This is a genomic window from Tessaracoccus sp. MC1865 (assembly GCF_017815535.1).
Taxonomy (GTDB): Bacteria; Actinomycetota; Actinomycetes; order Propionibacteriales; family Propionibacteriaceae; genus Arachnia.
The window spans coordinates 1,433,021-1,447,708 of record NZ_CP072596.1 but is presented as its reverse complement, the minus strand read 5'-3'; the positions used below and the strand labels follow the sequence as shown (position 1 = coordinate 1,447,708).

At 67.9% G+C, this 14,688-nt stretch carries 13 protein-coding genes; 3 read left to right on the top strand and 10 right to left on the bottom strand.

Features of this window, described 5'->3' with window-relative positions; all coding sequences use genetic code 11:
• Position 1: 1 nt before the first annotated feature.
• A complete protein-coding gene (gene rimP / locus J7D54_RS06640) occupies positions 2 to 487 on the bottom strand; it encodes a ribosome maturation factor RimP (RefSeq protein WP_182764813.1) in 486 nt (161 codons plus the stop codon).
• 71 nt (positions 488 to 558) lie between these two features.
• Here rimP and J7D54_RS06635 point away from each other — a divergent pair, with 71 nt between their 5' ends.
• The gene (locus tag J7D54_RS06635; RefSeq protein ID WP_182764814.1) at positions 559 to 1,503 is read left to right on the top strand and encodes a hypothetical protein; all 945 of its coding nucleotides are present in this window, start codon (positions 559 to 561) and stop codon (positions 1,501 to 1,503) included.
• Here J7D54_RS06635 and J7D54_RS06630 read toward each other — a convergent pair.
• Positions 1,500 to 3,263: a proline--tRNA ligase gene (locus tag J7D54_RS06630; protein WP_182764815.1), complete on the bottom strand. Its 1,764-nt coding sequence runs from the start codon at positions 3,261 to 3,263 to the stop codon at positions 1,500 to 1,502. The genes J7D54_RS06635 and J7D54_RS06630 overlap by 4 nt on opposite strands.
• Before the next feature lie 75 nt (positions 3,264 to 3,338).
• Between J7D54_RS06630 and J7D54_RS06625 the strand changes: the two genes are divergently transcribed.
• On the top strand, positions 3,339 to 5,354 hold the full coding sequence (locus J7D54_RS06625) for a spermidine synthase (protein WP_209455231.1): 2,016 nt from the start codon (positions 3,339 to 3,341) through the stop codon (positions 5,352 to 5,354).
• On the opposite strand, the gene J7D54_RS06620 is transcribed toward J7D54_RS06625, so the two are convergent.
• Genes J7D54_RS06620 through dxr form a run of 4 tightly spaced genes read right to left on the bottom strand, consistent with a single transcriptional unit; the run spans position 5,348 to position 9,874 of the window.
• Complete coding sequence (locus J7D54_RS06620) at positions 5,348 to 6,184, bottom strand: DUF4081 domain-containing GNAT family N-acetyltransferase (RefSeq protein WP_182764816.1); 837 nt, start codon at positions 6,182 to 6,184, stop codon at positions 5,348 to 5,350. The genes J7D54_RS06625 and J7D54_RS06620 overlap by 7 nt on opposite strands.
• A gap of 42 nt (positions 6,185 to 6,226) precedes the next feature.
• Positions 6,227 to 7,369, bottom strand: coding sequence for a flavodoxin-dependent (E)-4-hydroxy-3-methylbut-2-enyl-diphosphate synthase (ispG, locus tag J7D54_RS06615; protein ID WP_076059284.1), 1,143 nt, complete (start codon positions 7,367 to 7,369; stop codon positions 6,227 to 6,229).
• 22 nt (positions 7,370 to 7,391) lie between these two features.
• On the bottom strand, positions 7,392 to 8,675 hold the full coding sequence (locus J7D54_RS06610; protein WP_182764817.1) for an RIP metalloprotease: 1,284 nt from the start codon (positions 8,673 to 8,675) through the stop codon (positions 7,392 to 7,394).
• A complete protein-coding gene (dxr, locus tag J7D54_RS06605; RefSeq protein ID WP_182764818.1) occupies positions 8,672 to 9,874 on the bottom strand; it encodes a 1-deoxy-D-xylulose-5-phosphate reductoisomerase in 1,203 nt (400 codons plus the stop codon). The genes J7D54_RS06610 and dxr overlap by 4 nt, the downstream gene beginning before the upstream one ends.
• A 52-nt stretch (positions 9,875 to 9,926) precedes the next feature.
• On the opposite strand from dxr, the gene J7D54_RS06600 reads away from it, so the two are divergent.
• On the top strand, positions 9,927 to 10,619 hold the full coding sequence (locus tag J7D54_RS06600) for a phosphotransferase (protein ID WP_182764819.1): 693 nt from the start codon (positions 9,927 to 9,929) through the stop codon (positions 10,617 to 10,619).
• Between the two features lie 36 nt (positions 10,620 to 10,655).
• Here J7D54_RS06600 and gdhA read toward each other — a convergent pair whose 3' ends face one another.
• From gdhA to frr, 4 genes are all read right to left on the bottom strand, one after another.
• The gene (gene gdhA / locus J7D54_RS06595) at positions 10,656 to 11,996 is read right to left on the bottom strand and encodes an NADP-specific glutamate dehydrogenase (RefSeq protein ID WP_182764820.1); all 1,341 of its coding nucleotides are present in this window, start codon (positions 11,994 to 11,996) and stop codon (positions 10,656 to 10,658) included.
• A 103-nt stretch (positions 11,997 to 12,099) separates the two neighbouring features.
• Positions 12,100 to 13,224: a 23S rRNA (adenine(2503)-C(2))-methyltransferase RlmN gene (gene rlmN, locus J7D54_RS06590; protein ID WP_182764821.1), complete on the bottom strand. Its 1,125-nt coding sequence runs from the start codon at positions 13,222 to 13,224 to the stop codon at positions 12,100 to 12,102.
• Between the two features lie 29 nt (positions 13,225 to 13,253).
• Positions 13,254 to 14,114, bottom strand: a complete 861-nt coding sequence (locus J7D54_RS06585) for a phosphatidate cytidylyltransferase (RefSeq protein ID WP_182764822.1) — start codon at positions 14,112 to 14,114, stop codon at positions 13,254 to 13,256.
• Complete coding sequence (gene frr, locus J7D54_RS06580; protein WP_220486417.1) at positions 14,114 to 14,671, bottom strand: ribosome recycling factor; 558 nt, start codon at positions 14,669 to 14,671, stop codon at positions 14,114 to 14,116. The genes J7D54_RS06585 and frr overlap by 1 nt, the downstream gene beginning before the upstream one ends.
• Between the last annotated feature and the right edge of the window lie 17 nt (positions 14,672 to 14,688).

Genomic DNA, 14,688 nt, shown 5'->3' with positions numbered 1-14,688 from the left:
GTCAGTTCTCCTCATCCTCTTCGCCGTCCACCGGGCGGTTCATTTCCACCTGGACGACTGCCTTGTTGATGTCAGTGAGAGCCACCGTGCGCTCGGAGCCGTCGACGTCGAGCGTGACGCCCTGCTCATCGGCGCCGACGATACGGCCGACGATCTCGCCGTCGGCCAGCCACAACTGCACCAGGCGCCCGGTGTTGCGGCGGAAGTGTTTCGCCTCCGTCAGCGGCTTGCTCACGCCGCGCGAAGACACCTCGAGGGTGAACGGGTGGTCCCCCACCACCGGGCTCTCGTCCAGCGCGTCTGAGATGGCGCGCGACGCGGAGGCGATGTCGTCGAGAAGCGGGCCGCGACCCTGGGGGCCTTCGCCATCGACCGTGAGCCGGAGCACGGAGCGCTTGCCCATACGGGTGACATCGAGGCTGTCGAGCTCCAACCCGTGCTGCACGAGGATTGGCTCGATGACAGCCACCAACTTGGCTTCTTGCATGTGGGTGCTCCGTATCCGGTTGTACGCCTGATTGTGAGGCCCCAGCATACCCACGCACTACGCTGGGCCGCATGTCCGTCTCCCGTCGCTCCGCGCTCGCGCTGCTCACCCTCGGAATGACGGGATGCACCACGAACCCGGTGATCCTCGGTGGGCCGGACACCCGGACCGCCCCGCCGCCCGAGCCGTCGCCTGAGCCGACTCGCTCCCCGGAGGCCACCCTGGCCCACCAGTCGGTGGCGGATCTGCGCGCACTCGTCGCGGCACTGGTCGACTCCCCGCACTGGGAGGCCCAGCCCTGGGCCGTCGCCGCGTTGGCGCAGTGCGACGCCCACGTGGCCCGCCTCGCTGTGCCGGACCCGCTGTCCGAGACAGACCAGGCGCCCTTCGAAGTGGTGGCTGCGCCCGTCACTGCCCCGAGCGACCCCGGGGTCGCGACCAACCGGCTCGAGGCCGCCGTCTCCCGTGCCGGGGACGCGCTCGAGGACATGGCAGCCCGGGCCGGGGACGGGGACCTCAGGTTGTGTTACGCCTCGATGGCCACCGCGGTGCTCGGCCTGCGCAACCAGGCGGTCGCGCCGGTGGAGGGCGAGGCAGCTGCGCGGCGTCTGCAGACGACCACCGTCGAGGCGTCACTGCCCATCCTGTTGGGCCATGTGTGGGCGCTGATCTACGGGCTGGGTGTGGGCCTGGGCAGGATCAGCCAGGACAATGCCCTCCACCCCACGGGGCTGGTCCGCCTCAACCGGGCGCGCGAACTGCGCAACACCCTGCGCGACAGACTCGGCACCGAAGCCCCGGAACAACCGGCGGCGTTCGACCTGCCCACGACGATGGACAGCCGCGAGACCATCCGCGCCGGCTGGGGGTTGCTGGAGACGCAGGTCCTGAACGGATTCGCGCGCCTGGTCGCGGCGGATCCCGATCCGCAGTGGCGCGACGGCATGCGCGGTCAGGTGGCGCCGGTGCAGGAAACCGGCACGGCGCTCACCTGGTGGCCGGGATGGTTGGCCTAGAGGAGGGCCACCACCTCGTCGACGATGTCAGCGACGGGAATCTCGCGCTTGTCGCCGGTGGCGCGGATGCGCAGCTCGACGACCCCGTTGGCCAGGCCGCGGCCGACGACCACGATGATGGGCATGCCCAGGATCTCCGCATCTGCGAACTTCACGCCGGGGCTGGCCTTGCGGTCGTCGAAGAGCACCTCGACCCGCTTGCCGTCGAGCACCTCTGCGATGCGCTCAGCCTCCGCGAAGACCTCCGCGTCCTTGCCTGTGGCGATCACGTGCACCTGGAACGGCGCCAGGCTCAACGGCCAGCTGAGGCCCTTGTCGTCGCTGGTGGCTTCCGCGACGGCGGCCACCGCGCGGGACACGCCCACGCCGTAGGAGCCCATGGTGACGGTGACGAGCTTGCCGTTCTGGTCCAGCACCTTGAGGCCGAGGGCCTCCGCGTACTTGCGGCCGAGCTGGAAGATGTGGCCCATCTCGATGCCACGGGCCAGCGTCAGCGGGCCGGAGCCGTCAGGCGCCGGGTCACCCTCGCGGACGTCACCGACGTCGAGGATGCCGTCCGCGGTGAAGTCACGCCCGGCCGTGACACCGGTGAGGTGCTGGTCCTTGACGTTGGCGCCCGTGACCCAGTGCGTGCCGGTGACGACCCGCGGGTCCACGAGGTACTCGATCTTGGTGGAGGACTCCTTGCCCAGGAACCGTCCCCCGTCGATGGACACCGGCGACATGAACCCGACGACGAGCTCCGGGTAGTTCTTGAAGTCGTCCTCGGTGAAGGGTTCCGCAGCCGCGGGCTCCAGCGCAGCCTCGAGACGCTTGGTGTCCACCTCGCGGTCGCCCGGGAGGCCCACCGCCAGGGGCCGCTTCTTCCCGTCGGGGTCCGTGACCATGAACAGCACGTTCTTCAGCGTGTCGGCGCCCGTCCAGGTGCGCTCCGGAAGGTCACGGTTGAGCAGTTCGACGACAGCGTTGATGCTGCCGGCGCCAGGCGTATCGAAGACTGCCATGGCGGGCGCGTCGGAGACGGGCAGCTCCGCGGGGGGCGCGACGCGCACGGCCTCGACGTTGGCGGCGTAACCTCCGGGCGAGCGCACGAAGGTGTCCTCACCGTTGGCAGCCACGGCCAGGAACTCCTCCGAGCGGGAGCCGCCCATGGCGCCGGCCATGGCCGACACGATCACGAACTCGAGGCCGAGCCGCTCGAAGATGCGCTGGTACGCCTGGCGGTGCAGTTGGTAGCTGGCCTCCAGCCCCTCGTCGTCCACGTCGAAGGAATAGGAGTCCTTCATGATGAACTCGCGACCGCGCAGCAGGCCGGCACGGGGCCGTGCCTCGTCGCGGTACTTGGTCTGGATCTGGTAGAGCGAGAGCGGCAGGTCCTTGTACGAGTTGTACAGGTCCTTGACCAGCAGCGTGAACATCTCCTCGTGCGTGGGGCCGAGCAGCATGTCGGTGCCCTTGCGGTCCTGGAGGCGGAACAGGTTGTCGCCGTAGTCCGTCCAGCGGCCCGTCGACTCGTACGGTTCACGCGGCAGCAGCGCCGGGAAGTGCACCTCCTGCGCGCCGATGGCGTTCATCTCCTCGCGGATGATGGCCTCCACCTTGCCCAACACCTTCAAGCCCAGCGGCAGCCAGGAGTAGATGCCGGGTGCCGCTCGACGGATGTACCCGGCGCGGACCAGCCACCGGTGGCTGGGCACCTCCGCGTCAGCCGGGTCCTCACGGAGGGTGCGAACGAACAGGGAGGAGAGCTTTGAAATCACGGGCCGAGTCTACCCATCAGGACAGACATCGAATTTCAGCCCCCCAATGACTCCCGGAACGGGCACGATGGGCGCGTGAGCACCCCCTCGGCCGGGCAGCCCCGGAGCACCGTCACCCGCCTCGTCGTGGGCAGCGCCCTGATGCTCTTCATGGAACTGGCGCTGATCCGCTGGCTCGGCTCCAACGTCGTGCACCTCTCGTACTTCTCCAACTTCGTGCTGCTGGGCTCCTTCCTGGGCATCGGCGCCGGCTTCCTGATCGCCCGCAAGCGCTGGTCAATCGTGCCGTGGACGCCTGTGTTGCTGGCGCTGCTCGTGTTCTTCGTGTGGGCCTTCCCTGTGACCATCGACCGCACCGGCGACGCCATCATCTACTTCACCTCGCTGTCTGCCCAGGGTCCTCCGGCGTGGCTGGCGCTGCCGGTGATCTTCCTCTTCGTCGCCGCAATCCTCGCCGGACCGGGCGAGGTGGTGGGCCGGTGCTTCGCCGAGTTGGAGAACCTCAACGCCTACCGGTGGGACCTCATCGGGTCCCTCATCGGCATCTCGCTGTTCACCCTGCTGTCGTTCCTGAGGGCGCCGTCGGTCGTGTGGGGTGTGCTTGTCGTGGCGGCCCTGATCTGGTTGGCCTGGGGCCGCCACCGCCTGGTGTCGATCGCGGCGGGCGTGGTCATCGTCGGTTCCCTGCTCGCCGAGACCGTCACGCCAGGGGTGACCTGGTCCCCCTACTACAAGGTGACCCAGCGCGACATCGGTCGATCCTCCGACGGCAACGCGCTCCACCTCATCACGGTCAACGGCATCCCCCACCAAGTCATGGGTTCGGCCGAGTACAAGCTCAACGAGGCCGAGCGGTTGTACCGCACCCCGTACGAGCGCATGGTGGCGGACAAGCCCGGCCGGGTCCTGATCGTGGGCGCCGGCTCCGGCTCCGACGTGGCGATCGCGCTGAAGCAGGGGGCCGAGCACGTCGACGCCGTCGACATCGACCCACGGATCATGGAGATCGGGGCCGAACTCAACCCGGACCGCCCGTACTCCGACGAACGGGTCCGCCGCATCGTCAACGACGGCCGGGCCTTCCTGGAGACCACCTCCGAGAAGTACGACCTGATCCTCTTCGCCCTGCCGGACAGCCTCGCGCTCGTCAGCGGCGCCTCACAGATCCGCCTGGAATCCTTTCTCTTCACCGAGGAGGCGCTCGCCTCAGCCAGGGAGCGGCTCACCGACGACGGTGTCTTCTCGATGTACAACTACTACCGCGAGGACTGGCTGATCGACCGCCTCGGCGGCATCGCCCAGGAGGCGTTCGGGCATGCCCCGTGCGTCGACCTCCTAGGTGGCGGGCAGGCCGTGGTGACCATCGCGAAGAACCCCGATGCGCAGGTCTGCGGCACCGACAACCACGTGCTGCCCGCAGACCGGATCGCGCCGCCCACGGACAACGCACCGTTCCTCTATTACCGGGGCGACGGTATCCCTGCGACGTACCTGTGGGTGCTGGCCGGCATTCTGCTGGCCTCCGCGGTCACCGTCCGCGCCCTGGGTGGGCCGTTGCGGCACATGCGTCCCTATGCGGACCTCTTCTTCATGGGCGTGGCGTTCATGCTGTTGGAGACCAAGTACATCGCCTCGTTCGCGCTGTTGTTCGGCACCACCTGGCTGGTCAACGCGCTGGTGTTCGGCGGTGTGCTGCTCGTCGTGCTGCTGGCCGTCGAGACCACCCGACGGTGGCGCACCCCTCCCCTCACCTGGCTCTTCGCGGGGATCGGGGTCGCCATCGCGCTCGCCTACGTGGTCAAGCCGGAATGGTTGCTGGGCCTGCCCTACGTGCCACGGTTGATCGTGGCCGTCGCACTGGCCTTCGTGCCGATCTTCCTGGCCAACGTCGCCTTCGCCAAACGGTTCGCAGCGGCGGACAACGGCCGCGCGGCGTTCGGGCTGAACCTGCTGGGTGCCCTCGTGGGCGGCTGCCTGGAGTACGCCGCGCTGCTGACCGGGTACAGCAACCTGCTGATCCTGGTCCTCCTCATCTACCTGGTGGCGTTCGCGCTGGCCCCGAGACAGGACGGGCGGATCGTGGCTCAGTAGTGCACCGTCGCCAGCGCCCCCACCTCGACGAAGCCGAGGTGCTCGTAGCTTCGGATGGCGGCGGTGTTGAAGTCGTTGACGTACAGGCTGATCAGCGGGTACTGGTCCATGATCAGGTGGCACATCCCGGCCAGCGCCGGCACGCTGATCCCCCGGCCGCGCAGGTGCGGAGCCACCCACACCCCCTGGAGCTGCGCCTGACCGGCGAGCTTTGGGCCGAGATCGGCCTTGAAGATCACCGTGCCCTTGTCGTCGACGATGCCGTAGGCGTCACCCTGCCGGAGGCGGTCGCGCACGAAGCCCTCGTAGCCGCCGCCGTACTTGAACGGCGAGCTGCCGATCTCGTCGGTGTACATGTGCACCGAGGCCTCGAGATAGCTCGGGTAGTCATCGAGGGTCAGTTTGCGGACCCGCCTGTCCGGCGGGACCTCGGGCAGGTGGTCCAGCACCATCAGGGGCTGCCGCTTCCGTACGTTGGAGACGCCGCCCCACGCACCGCGGTACCGCTCCGCCAGGCCGACGAACAGGCCCAGCACCGAGATGGCCGGGCCGAGGATCGAGGTGCAGCGGCGGATGGGCCCCAACTTCTCGACGTAGACGGGCAGCGCCTCCGGGTCGAAGCCCGCGATGAAGAGAGTGCCGCCGTCGAGGAGGACGGAGGTGAGAACGCCCTCGCGTTCGTAGCCGTAGACGGCGCCGAGCCGGCGCCGGTCCAGGCCGTAGGTGGCCACCCGGGAACTCAGGAAGAGGTTCTCCACCGGGCTCGTCGCCAGGAATTGGGCGACCCGTTCGCGGTCGCCCGCCCCCATCGTCGTCAGCCCTGAAGTCATGGGCGAAACTCTAGGGCCAACATGGCACGAAAGGACCCCCGGTCAGGAAACAGAGATCTCAGGGGAACCGACTTCACCCATCTCTGCGGCGAGGCGGCGGGCTTCGAACAGGAGGGTCTCCACGATCTCATCCTCGGGGACGGTCTTGATGATCTCGCCCTTGACGAAGATCTGACCCTTGCCGTTACCGGAGGCGACGCCGAGGTCCGCTTCGCGGGCCTCGCCCGGGCCGTTGACGATGCAGCCCATGACGGCCACGCGCAGCGGTGCCTGCATGCCCTCAAGACCCTTGGTCACCTGCTCGGCCAACGTGTAGACGTCGACCTGCGCGCGCCCACAGGACGGGCACGAGACGATGTCCAGCTTGCGGGGGCGGAGGTTCAGCGACTCCAGGATCTTGAGGCCCACCTTGACCTCTTCTGCCGGCGGGGCGGAGAGGGACACCCGGATGGTGTCGCCGATGCCCTGGCTCAGCAGCGCGCCGAAGGCCACGGAACTCTTGATCGTGCCCTGGAACGCGGGACCGGCTTCGGTGACGCCCAGGTGCAGCGGGTACTGGCACTTCTCGGAGAGCATCTCGTAGGCGCGCACCATCACGACGGGGTCGTTGTGCTTGACGGAGATCTTGAAGTCGTAGAACCCCACCTCCTCGAACAGCGAAGCCTCCCACAGGGCGGATTCCACGAGGGCCTCAGCGGTGGGGGCGCCGTACTTCTGCAGCAGGCGCTTGTCGAGCGAGCCGGCGTTGACGCCGATGCGCAGGCTCACACCCGCGTCGGCGGCCGCTTTGGCGATTTCGGCGACCTTGTCGTCGAACTGCTTGATGTTTCCGGGGTTCACGCGCACGGCCGCACAGCCGGCGTCGATGGCGGCGAACACGTAGCGCGGCTGGAAGTGGATGTCGGCGATCACGGGGATCTGCGACTTCATGGCGATGATCGGCAGCGCCTCGGCGTCGTCCTGGCTGGGGACGGCGACGCGCACGATGTCGCACCCGGTGGCGGTCAATTCCGCGATCTGCTGCAGGGTGGCGTTGATGTCCGTGGTCTTGGTGGTGGTCATCGACTGGACGCTGATCGGCGCGTCGCCACCGACCTCAACCTTCCCGACCCGGATCTTCCGGGTGGGGCGGCGGGGGGCGAGCACCGGCGCAGGCGCTGGGGGCATACCAAGGTTCACGGACATGTGCGACAGCCTACTCTGCTGGTCAGAAAAGTCGGATCGGGGAAATGAGGTCGGCGGCGATCAGCACGAGGCCCCCGAGCAGGAGAAATGCTCCCACAGCGTAGGTGACGGGCAGCCCCTTGGCGGTGTCGACTGGCCCCGGGTCTGGCCGTCCGCCGAGCCGTGCGAACTGGCGACGTAGCCACTCCCAGAGGGCGCCGGCGACGTGCCCGCCGTCGAGCGGCAGCAGCGGCACCAGGTTGAGGAGTGCCACGAACAGGTTCACCGCGCCCAGCAACGAGAGATACGACGCCACCTTGTCAGCGGTGCCGAGCTGGTCTGTGGTGGTGATCTCCCCCGCCACCCGGGAAGCCCCCAGGATGGAGATCGGGGAGTTGACGTCGCGCGGTTGGCCGGTCACCAGGTCCGCGGCGACGTTCCAGATCCGGGCCGGGAAACTCATCAGGGCGACGGTGGACTGCTTCGTCATGTCCCACATCTGGGCGGCCGTGGTCAGGGGCCCGGCTTTGGTGAGCTCCTGGGTGGGCGACACCCCGAAGAACCCTGCCTCCACGAACTTGGTCGGGTCCAGCCGGTCCGGCACATGATTGAGCACGGTGTTCACCGTGGGCAGGGTCACCTCGGCGCCGTCGCGCTCGACGACGACCGTGGCCGGCCCGTCACGGTTGGTGCGCACCAGGTCGCCCATCTGATCCCAGCCGGTGAGGGCGACGCCGTTGAAGGAGACAAGGGTGTCGCCCACCTGCACGCCCGCTTCGACCGCCGGCGTGGGCGGGTCGTCGGCCGTGCAGGTGCGATCCTCGCGCTCCGCGGACACCACGCACTGCCACATCTGACCGACGGTCAGCGTGGGCTGGTAGGTGCCGTGGAACACGTTGATGCCGAGGAAGATGAGGAACGCCAGCAGCACGTTCATCGCGGGCCCGCTCAGCATCACGATGACCTTCTGCCAGGTCTTCTTCTGGTAGAACAACGAGCCGTCGTCCTCAGGCCGGATCGAGTCCCATTCGAAGGACCGCGCCTGGTCCGCGACCCGCGTCAGCCACGTCTGTTTCGCGCCCGGCCTCTTCGGCGGGTACATGCCGACGAGCCGTACGTAACCGCCCAGCGGGAAGGCCTTGACGCCGTACTCCGTTTCGCCCCGGCGCACCGACCAGAGCGTCTTGCCGAAACCGACGAAGTACTGCGTGACCTTGACGCCAAACAGCTTGGCGGGTACCAGGTGGCCCACCTCGTGCAGCGCGATCGACACCATGATCAACACGAAGAACAGCACCGCGAACAGCACGGTGAGCAGCACCGTCATGCTGCCGGCCCTGCGAGGACCGAGGCGCGCGTCCTGCCCCACTGGTCTGCGGCGATGACGCCGTCCAGGGTGAGGTCGCCGTCTGCGACGTGACCGTCCGCCAAGTGTTCGTCCAGGCACTCCCCCACGATCCGGGTGATGTCCAGGAAGCCGATCCGTCCGTCCCAGAACGCTTCGACGCAGGCCTCGTTGGCGGCGTTGTAGACGGCGGGCGCGGTGCCGGCCGCCCTGCCCGCACGGCGGGCGAGTTGCACCGCAGGGAAGGTGTCGTCGTCGAGGGGTTCGAACGTCCAGGTGGCCGCCGTCGTCCAGTCGCAGGAGCGGGCCGCGCCTTCGAGACGCTCGGGCCAGGTCAGGGCGATGCCGATGGGCAGCCGCATGTCCGGCGGTGAGGCCTGGGCGATGGTGGACCCGTCGTGGAACTCCACCATCGAATGCACGATGGACTGGGGGTGCACGGTCACGGTGATGTCGTCGTAGCCGACGCCGTAGAGCAGGGCGGCCTCGATGAGTTCCAGCCCCTTGTTGACCAGGGTGGCCGAGTTGATGGTGATGACACGGCCCATGTCCCAGGTGGGGTGCGCCATGGCCTCCTGCGGAGTGACCGCGGCGAGTTCGTCGCGTGAACGGCCGCGGAACGGGCCGCCCGAAGCGGTGAGGATGAGCCTGCGCACCTCGTCGGCGCGGCCCGAACGCAGGGCTTGCGCGAAGGCGGAATGCTCAGAGTCGACGGGGACGATCTGGCCGGGCTGCGCGGCCTCGGTGACCAACCGGCCGCCGATGACCAGCGACTCCTTGTTGGCGAGCGCCAGGGTGCTGCCCGCGGCCAGGGCCGCCAGGGTGGGCTCGAGCCCCGCAGCACCGGTGATGGCGTTGAGCACCACGTCCGCGCCTACCGCGGCGAGTTGGGCGGAAGCCTTGGGGCCCAGGAGAAGTGTAGGGAGCCGGTACTCACCCTGGGCCCAACCGCGCTCATTGGCGGCGTCGTACAACGCCCGCTGGAGGTCCCGCCCGGCGCTCGCCTTCGCGAGGGCGACGGTTTCCGGCTCGAACTCGATGATCTGGCGGGCCAGCAGTTCGATGTTGCCACCGGAGGCCGACAGGCCCACCACCCTGAACTGCTCCCGCCTGGAGGCGATCACGTCAAGGGTCTGGGTACCGATCGAGCCGGTGCTGCCGAGGAGAACGATGCTGCGCACCCCCTGAGTATCCCACTGTCCACAACTGGGGCAGCCACATAGGATCGGCACCATGTCTCAGGCCTCTGTTCCCCCGCCCGGCACCCCGGTCCCGTTCGCCATCACGAAGTGGGCCGCCGTGAACAAGCGCCGCGTCGAAGAACTGGTGTGGCGCAACGAGGTGGGCGGCATCACGGCCCGCCTCGTCGCCGACGACGTCAAGCCGTTGTACGCCAAGTGGAGCCCACACGACCTCGAGCCCGAGGCGGAGCGCCTCAGTTGGCTGTCGAGCCGCTTCCCCAGCCCACGCATGGCCGACTACGAGGAGCTCGACGACGGCTGGCTGATCGTCACCGTCGGTCTCCCGGGTCGTCCCGCCATCGAGTGGCAGGACCGGCCGGACGTCGCGGCCCGGGGTCTGGCTCTGGCCCTGGCCCAACTGCATTCGCTCGACGCGACGGACACCCTCTTCGACGCGCCGGAGTGGGTGGGCGACCAACCCGACGTCCACGACCTGTCGATCGTGCACGGAGACGCGTGCGTGCCCAACCTCCTGCTTGGGGACGACGGTAACCTCGTCGGGATGGTCGACGTGGGCCACCTCGGGGTCGCCGACCGCTGGGCGGACCTGGCGGTCGCTTCCTGGTCACTCGAACACAACTTCGGCCCGAGTGCCGACGGCGAGTTCTGGGCCGCCTACGGCGAAGCGCCGGACCCTGACCGGATCCGGCGCTATCGCGACCTGTACTTCGCCTCCTCGGCGTAGCCCGGCCGTCGGCCGGCCACGCCGCGTGGCTGCTGCTCAGACCAGGCCGAAGGCCTGCATCGCCGAGGCGACCTTCTCGAAGCCGGCGATGTTGGCGCCGACCACGTAGTCGCCCGGGGCGTCGTAGGAGTCTGCCGTCTCAGCGCAGATCTCGTGGATCTGGCGCATGATGTTGGTGAGGCGCTCCTCGGTGTACTCGAAGGTCCACGAATCCCGCGACGCGTTCTGCTGCATCTCCAGTGCGGAGGTGGCCACACCGCCGGCGTTGGCCGCCTTGCCTGGGGCGTAGAGCACGCCGGCTCCCTGCAGAGCATGGATGGCATCAGGGGTGGTGGGCATGTTGGCGCCCTCGGCCACAACCTTGACACCATTCTTGATCAGGGTTGCGGCCTGCTCGAGGTTGAGTTCGTTCTGCGTGGCGCAGGGCAGCGCGACGTCCACCGGGACGTCCCAGATGCAGCCGCCGGCGTTTCCGAGCTTCGCGGAGGCACGGCGGTCGACGTAGTCGCTGACGCGGCCGCGTTCGATCTCCTTGATCTGCTTGAGCAGGTCAAGGTCCACGCCTGCCTCGTCGACGACGAAGCCGGTGGAATCCGAGAAACCGATGACGGTCGCACCCAGCTGGGCGGCCTTCTCCGCGGCGTAGATGGCCACGTTGCCGGAGCCGGAGACGACGACGCGCTTGCCGTCGAAGCTCTCGCCCCTGGTCTTGAGCATCTCTTCGGCGAACACGACGGTGCCGTAGCCGGTGGCCTCGGTGCGGACGAGCGAACCGCCCCAACCGATGCCCTTGCCGGTCAGCACGCCGGACTCATAGCGGTTGGTGATGCGCTTGTACTGGCCGAACATGAAGCCGATCTCCCGGCCGCCCACGCCGATGTCGCCCGCGGGCACATCGGTGTACTCACCGAGGTGGCGGTAGAGCTCGGTCATGAAGGACTGGCAGAAGCGCATGACCTCGCTCTCAGACTTGCCGCGGGGGTCGAAGTCGGACCCGCCCTTGCCGCCGCCGATGGGCAGACCGGTCAGGGAGTTCTTGAAGATCTGTTCGAAGCCCAGGAACTTGATGACGCCGAGGTAGACGCTGGGGTGGAACCGCAGGCCGCCCTTGTAGGGGCCGAGCGCGGAGTTGAACTCGACGCGGAAGCCGCGGTTGACCTGCACGTCGCCCTTGTCGTCCTGCCACGGCACGCGGAAGATGATCTGGCGTTCGGGCTCACAGATGCGCTCCAGCATCTTGGACTCGAGGTACTCAGGGTGCCGCTTGGTCACGGGCTCCAAGGACTCGAAGACCTCACGCACAGCCTGGTGGAACTCGGCCTCACCAGGGTTGCGTGCTACGACGCTCTGGAAGACAGCCTCCAGCTTGGGTTCCATCGATTCTCCTTTTGCCTGTTGGGACACTGGCGCGTCGATCTTACGACCAAGCGGCGCACGATTATTCATAGGATCACCTGACGATCATCAGGGGCGCGCGCACCTACGCCTGCTCGACGCTCGCGGCGAGCTGGCCGCAGGCGCCGTCGATCTCCTGGCCGCGGGTGTCGCGCAGCGTGACGGGCACGCCACGGCGTTCCAGGGTTTCGATGAACGCCTTCTCGTCGGCTTTGCGCGACGCGGTCCACTTCGAACCCGGGGTGGGGTTCAGCGGGATGAGGTTGACGTGCACCCAGCCCCAGTCGCCGCGCTTCTTGAGCACCTTGGCCAGCAGTTCGGCGCGTGCCACCTGGTCGTTGATGTCGCGCATCATGGCGTACTCGATGGAGACCCGGCGCTTCGTGACATGGGCGTACTCCCATGCCGCGTCGACGACCTCGTCCACCTTCCAGCGCGTGTTGATCGGGACGATCTCGTCGCGCAGTTCGTCGTCGGGGGCGTGGAGGGAGACGGCCAAGGTGAGCGGCAGCCCCTCCCCGGTGAGCTTCTGAATGGCCGGCACCAGCCCGACGGTGGACACGGTGATGCCACGCGCGCTCATGCCGAACCCGTTGGGCCCGGGCTCGAGGAACGTACGGATGGAGCCCATCACCGCCTTGTAGTTGGCCATGGGCTCGCCCATCCCCATGAACACGATGTTGTTGAGGCGGCCGGTGGCACCAGGCACCAGACCGGCGGCCAACTGCTGATCCGCAGCCATCACCTGCGCGGTGATCTCGGCCTGGGAAAGGTTGCGCTTGAGGCCCCCCTGCCCCGTCGCACAGAACGGGCAGGCCATGCCGCAACCCGCCTGCGACGAGATGCAGAGCGTGGTGCGGTGCGGGTAGCGCATCAGCACGGATTCCAGCAGGGAGCCGTCATGCAGCCGCCAGAGCGTCTTGACGGTGGTGCCGTCGTCGGTGCTTCGCCGCGTCATCTCCGTCAGGAGCTTCGGGAACAACTGCTCCCCCAGTTCCTGGCGGATGTCCACCGGGATGTCGGAGAACTGGTTGACGTCGTCCTCGAGGCGGTCGAACACGTGCCGGGAGATCTGGTCCGCGCGGAACTTGGGTAGGCCGAGCTTCCTGGTGGCCTCGACGCGCTCCTCGATGGAGAGGTCGAACCAGTGTGTGGGCGGCTTGCCCCGCCGTGGGGCTTCGAACACGAGCGGCAGGGTCTTGACAGTCATGACGCCTTCAGGGGTAGGTGGGAGGGCGTTCAGGCGCCCAGGGCGAGGTGCAGCACGAGCCAGCCGACGGGCACGGCAACGAGCATGGAATCGAGACGATCCATGATGCCACCGTGACCGGGGAGGAAGTTGGACATGTCCTTGATGCCGGCGTCGCGCTTGATCAGCGACTCGACGAGGTCGCCCACGGTCCCCGCCATGCTGATCAGGGCCCCGAGGATGACGCCGACCCACCAGGGGGAACCCAGCAGGAAGACGCTGCAGACGGCGCCGATCCCCGCGGCGAAGAGCACTCCCCCGCCGGTACCCTCCCAGGTCTTGCTCGGGCTGATCGACGGCGCCATCTTGTGCCGGCCGAAGAGGACCCCCGTGGCGTAGGCACCGGTATCCGACGCGACCACAGCAGCGATCACACTCAACATCCGGAGGTTGCCGCTGGAGGCACCCATCACCAGCGGGACGAACACGCCGAGCAGCGGGATGTAGGCGATCAACAGGGCGCTGGCCGCGATGTCGCGGATGAAGCCCTCAGGACCCCGCACCATCCGCCCGACCAACGAGGCGATCATCATGGCGCCCAGACAGATCACCACGAAGGTGGTGGGCTCGATGTTCAGGTCCTCGACGGAGACGAGGTAGCCGCCCGCGACGCTCAGCACGGTGCCGATGGCCACGGGGAGCCAGACGGCCCTCATCCCCTTGCGCAGCAGAGCCCGGTGCACCTCCACGACCCCCAACCCGAGCGCCGCAGTGGCGATGGCGATGAAGAGCCAGGGAACCCAGATGAGCCCGACCGCGACGCCTGCAAACAGGGCCACGCCAACGGCGATGGCGGCCGGGAGATCCCGGCCCGCCCTCGACTGTTTCTTCGGCTGGGCCTCGGTTGCCATCAGACCTCGAGAAGCTCGGCTTCCTTGTTCTTGAGGATTTCGTCGATGCTCTCCACGAACTTCTTCGTGGTGTTGTCGAGGGCCTTCTCTGCGCGCGACAGGTCGTCCTCGCCGATCTCGCCGTCCTTCTCGAGCTTCTTCAGGGAGTCGATGGCGTGACGACGGAGGTTGCGCACCGCGACGCGGGCCTCCTCCGCCTTGTGCTTGGCCATCTTGATGTACTCCTTGCGGCGCTCCTCGGTGAGGTGCGGCATGACCACGCGGACGGCATTCCCGTCGTTGCTCGGGTTGACGCCCAGGTCTGCGTCGCGGATTGCCTTCTCGATGGCGCCGAGGGCGCTGCGGTCGAACGGCGCGATCAGCATCGAGCGGGGATCAGGCGAGGTGAAGGTGGCAAGCTGCTGGAGCGGCGTGGGGGCGCCGTAGTAATCGGCCAGGAGCTTGTTGAACATGGCGGGGTGCGCGCGACCGGTGCGGATGGTCGAGAGGTCTTCGCGTGCGAAGTCCACCGCCTGCTGCATCTTGGTTGAGGCCTCTTGCTGAATCTCGGCGATCATGGTCTTGCTCCTTTGCT

What these genes read in the sequence shown, in the direction of transcription:
- rimP (WP_182764813.1), bottom strand. Translation starts at nt 487, where the DNA reads ATGCAAGAAGCCAAGTTGGTGGCTGTCATCGAGCCAATCCTCGTGCAG.
- J7D54_RS06635 (WP_182764814.1), top strand. Translation starts at nt 559, where the DNA reads ATGTCCGTCTCCCGTCGCTCCGCGCTCGCGCTGCTCACCCTCGGAATG.
- J7D54_RS06620 (WP_182764816.1), bottom strand. Translation starts at nt 6,184, where the DNA reads ATGACTTCAGGGCTGACGACGATGGGGGCGGGCGACCGCGAACGGGTC.
- ispG (WP_076059284.1), bottom strand. Translation starts at nt 7,369, where the DNA reads ATGTCCGTGAACCTTGGTATGCCCCCAGCGCCTGCGCCGGTGCTCGCC.
- J7D54_RS06610 (WP_182764817.1), bottom strand. Translation starts at nt 8,675, where the DNA reads ATGACGGTGCTGCTCACCGTGCTGTTCGCGGTGCTGTTCTTCGTGTTG.
- J7D54_RS06600 (WP_182764819.1), top strand. Translation starts at nt 9,927, where the DNA reads ATGTCTCAGGCCTCTGTTCCCCCGCCCGGCACCCCGGTCCCGTTCGCC.
- gdhA (WP_182764820.1), bottom strand. Translation starts at nt 11,996, where the DNA reads ATGGAACCCAAGCTGGAGGCTGTCTTCCAGAGCGTCGTAGCACGCAAC.
- rlmN (WP_182764821.1), bottom strand. Translation starts at nt 13,224, where the DNA reads ATGACTGTCAAGACCCTGCCGCTCGTGTTCGAAGCCCCACGGCGGGGC.
- J7D54_RS06585 (WP_182764822.1), bottom strand. Translation starts at nt 14,114, where the DNA reads ATGGCAACCGAGGCCCAGCCGAAGAAACAGTCGAGGGCGGGCCGGGAT.
- frr (WP_220486417.1), bottom strand. Translation starts at nt 14,671, where the DNA reads ATGATCGCCGAGATTCAGCAAGAGGCCTCAACCAAGATGCAGCAGGCG.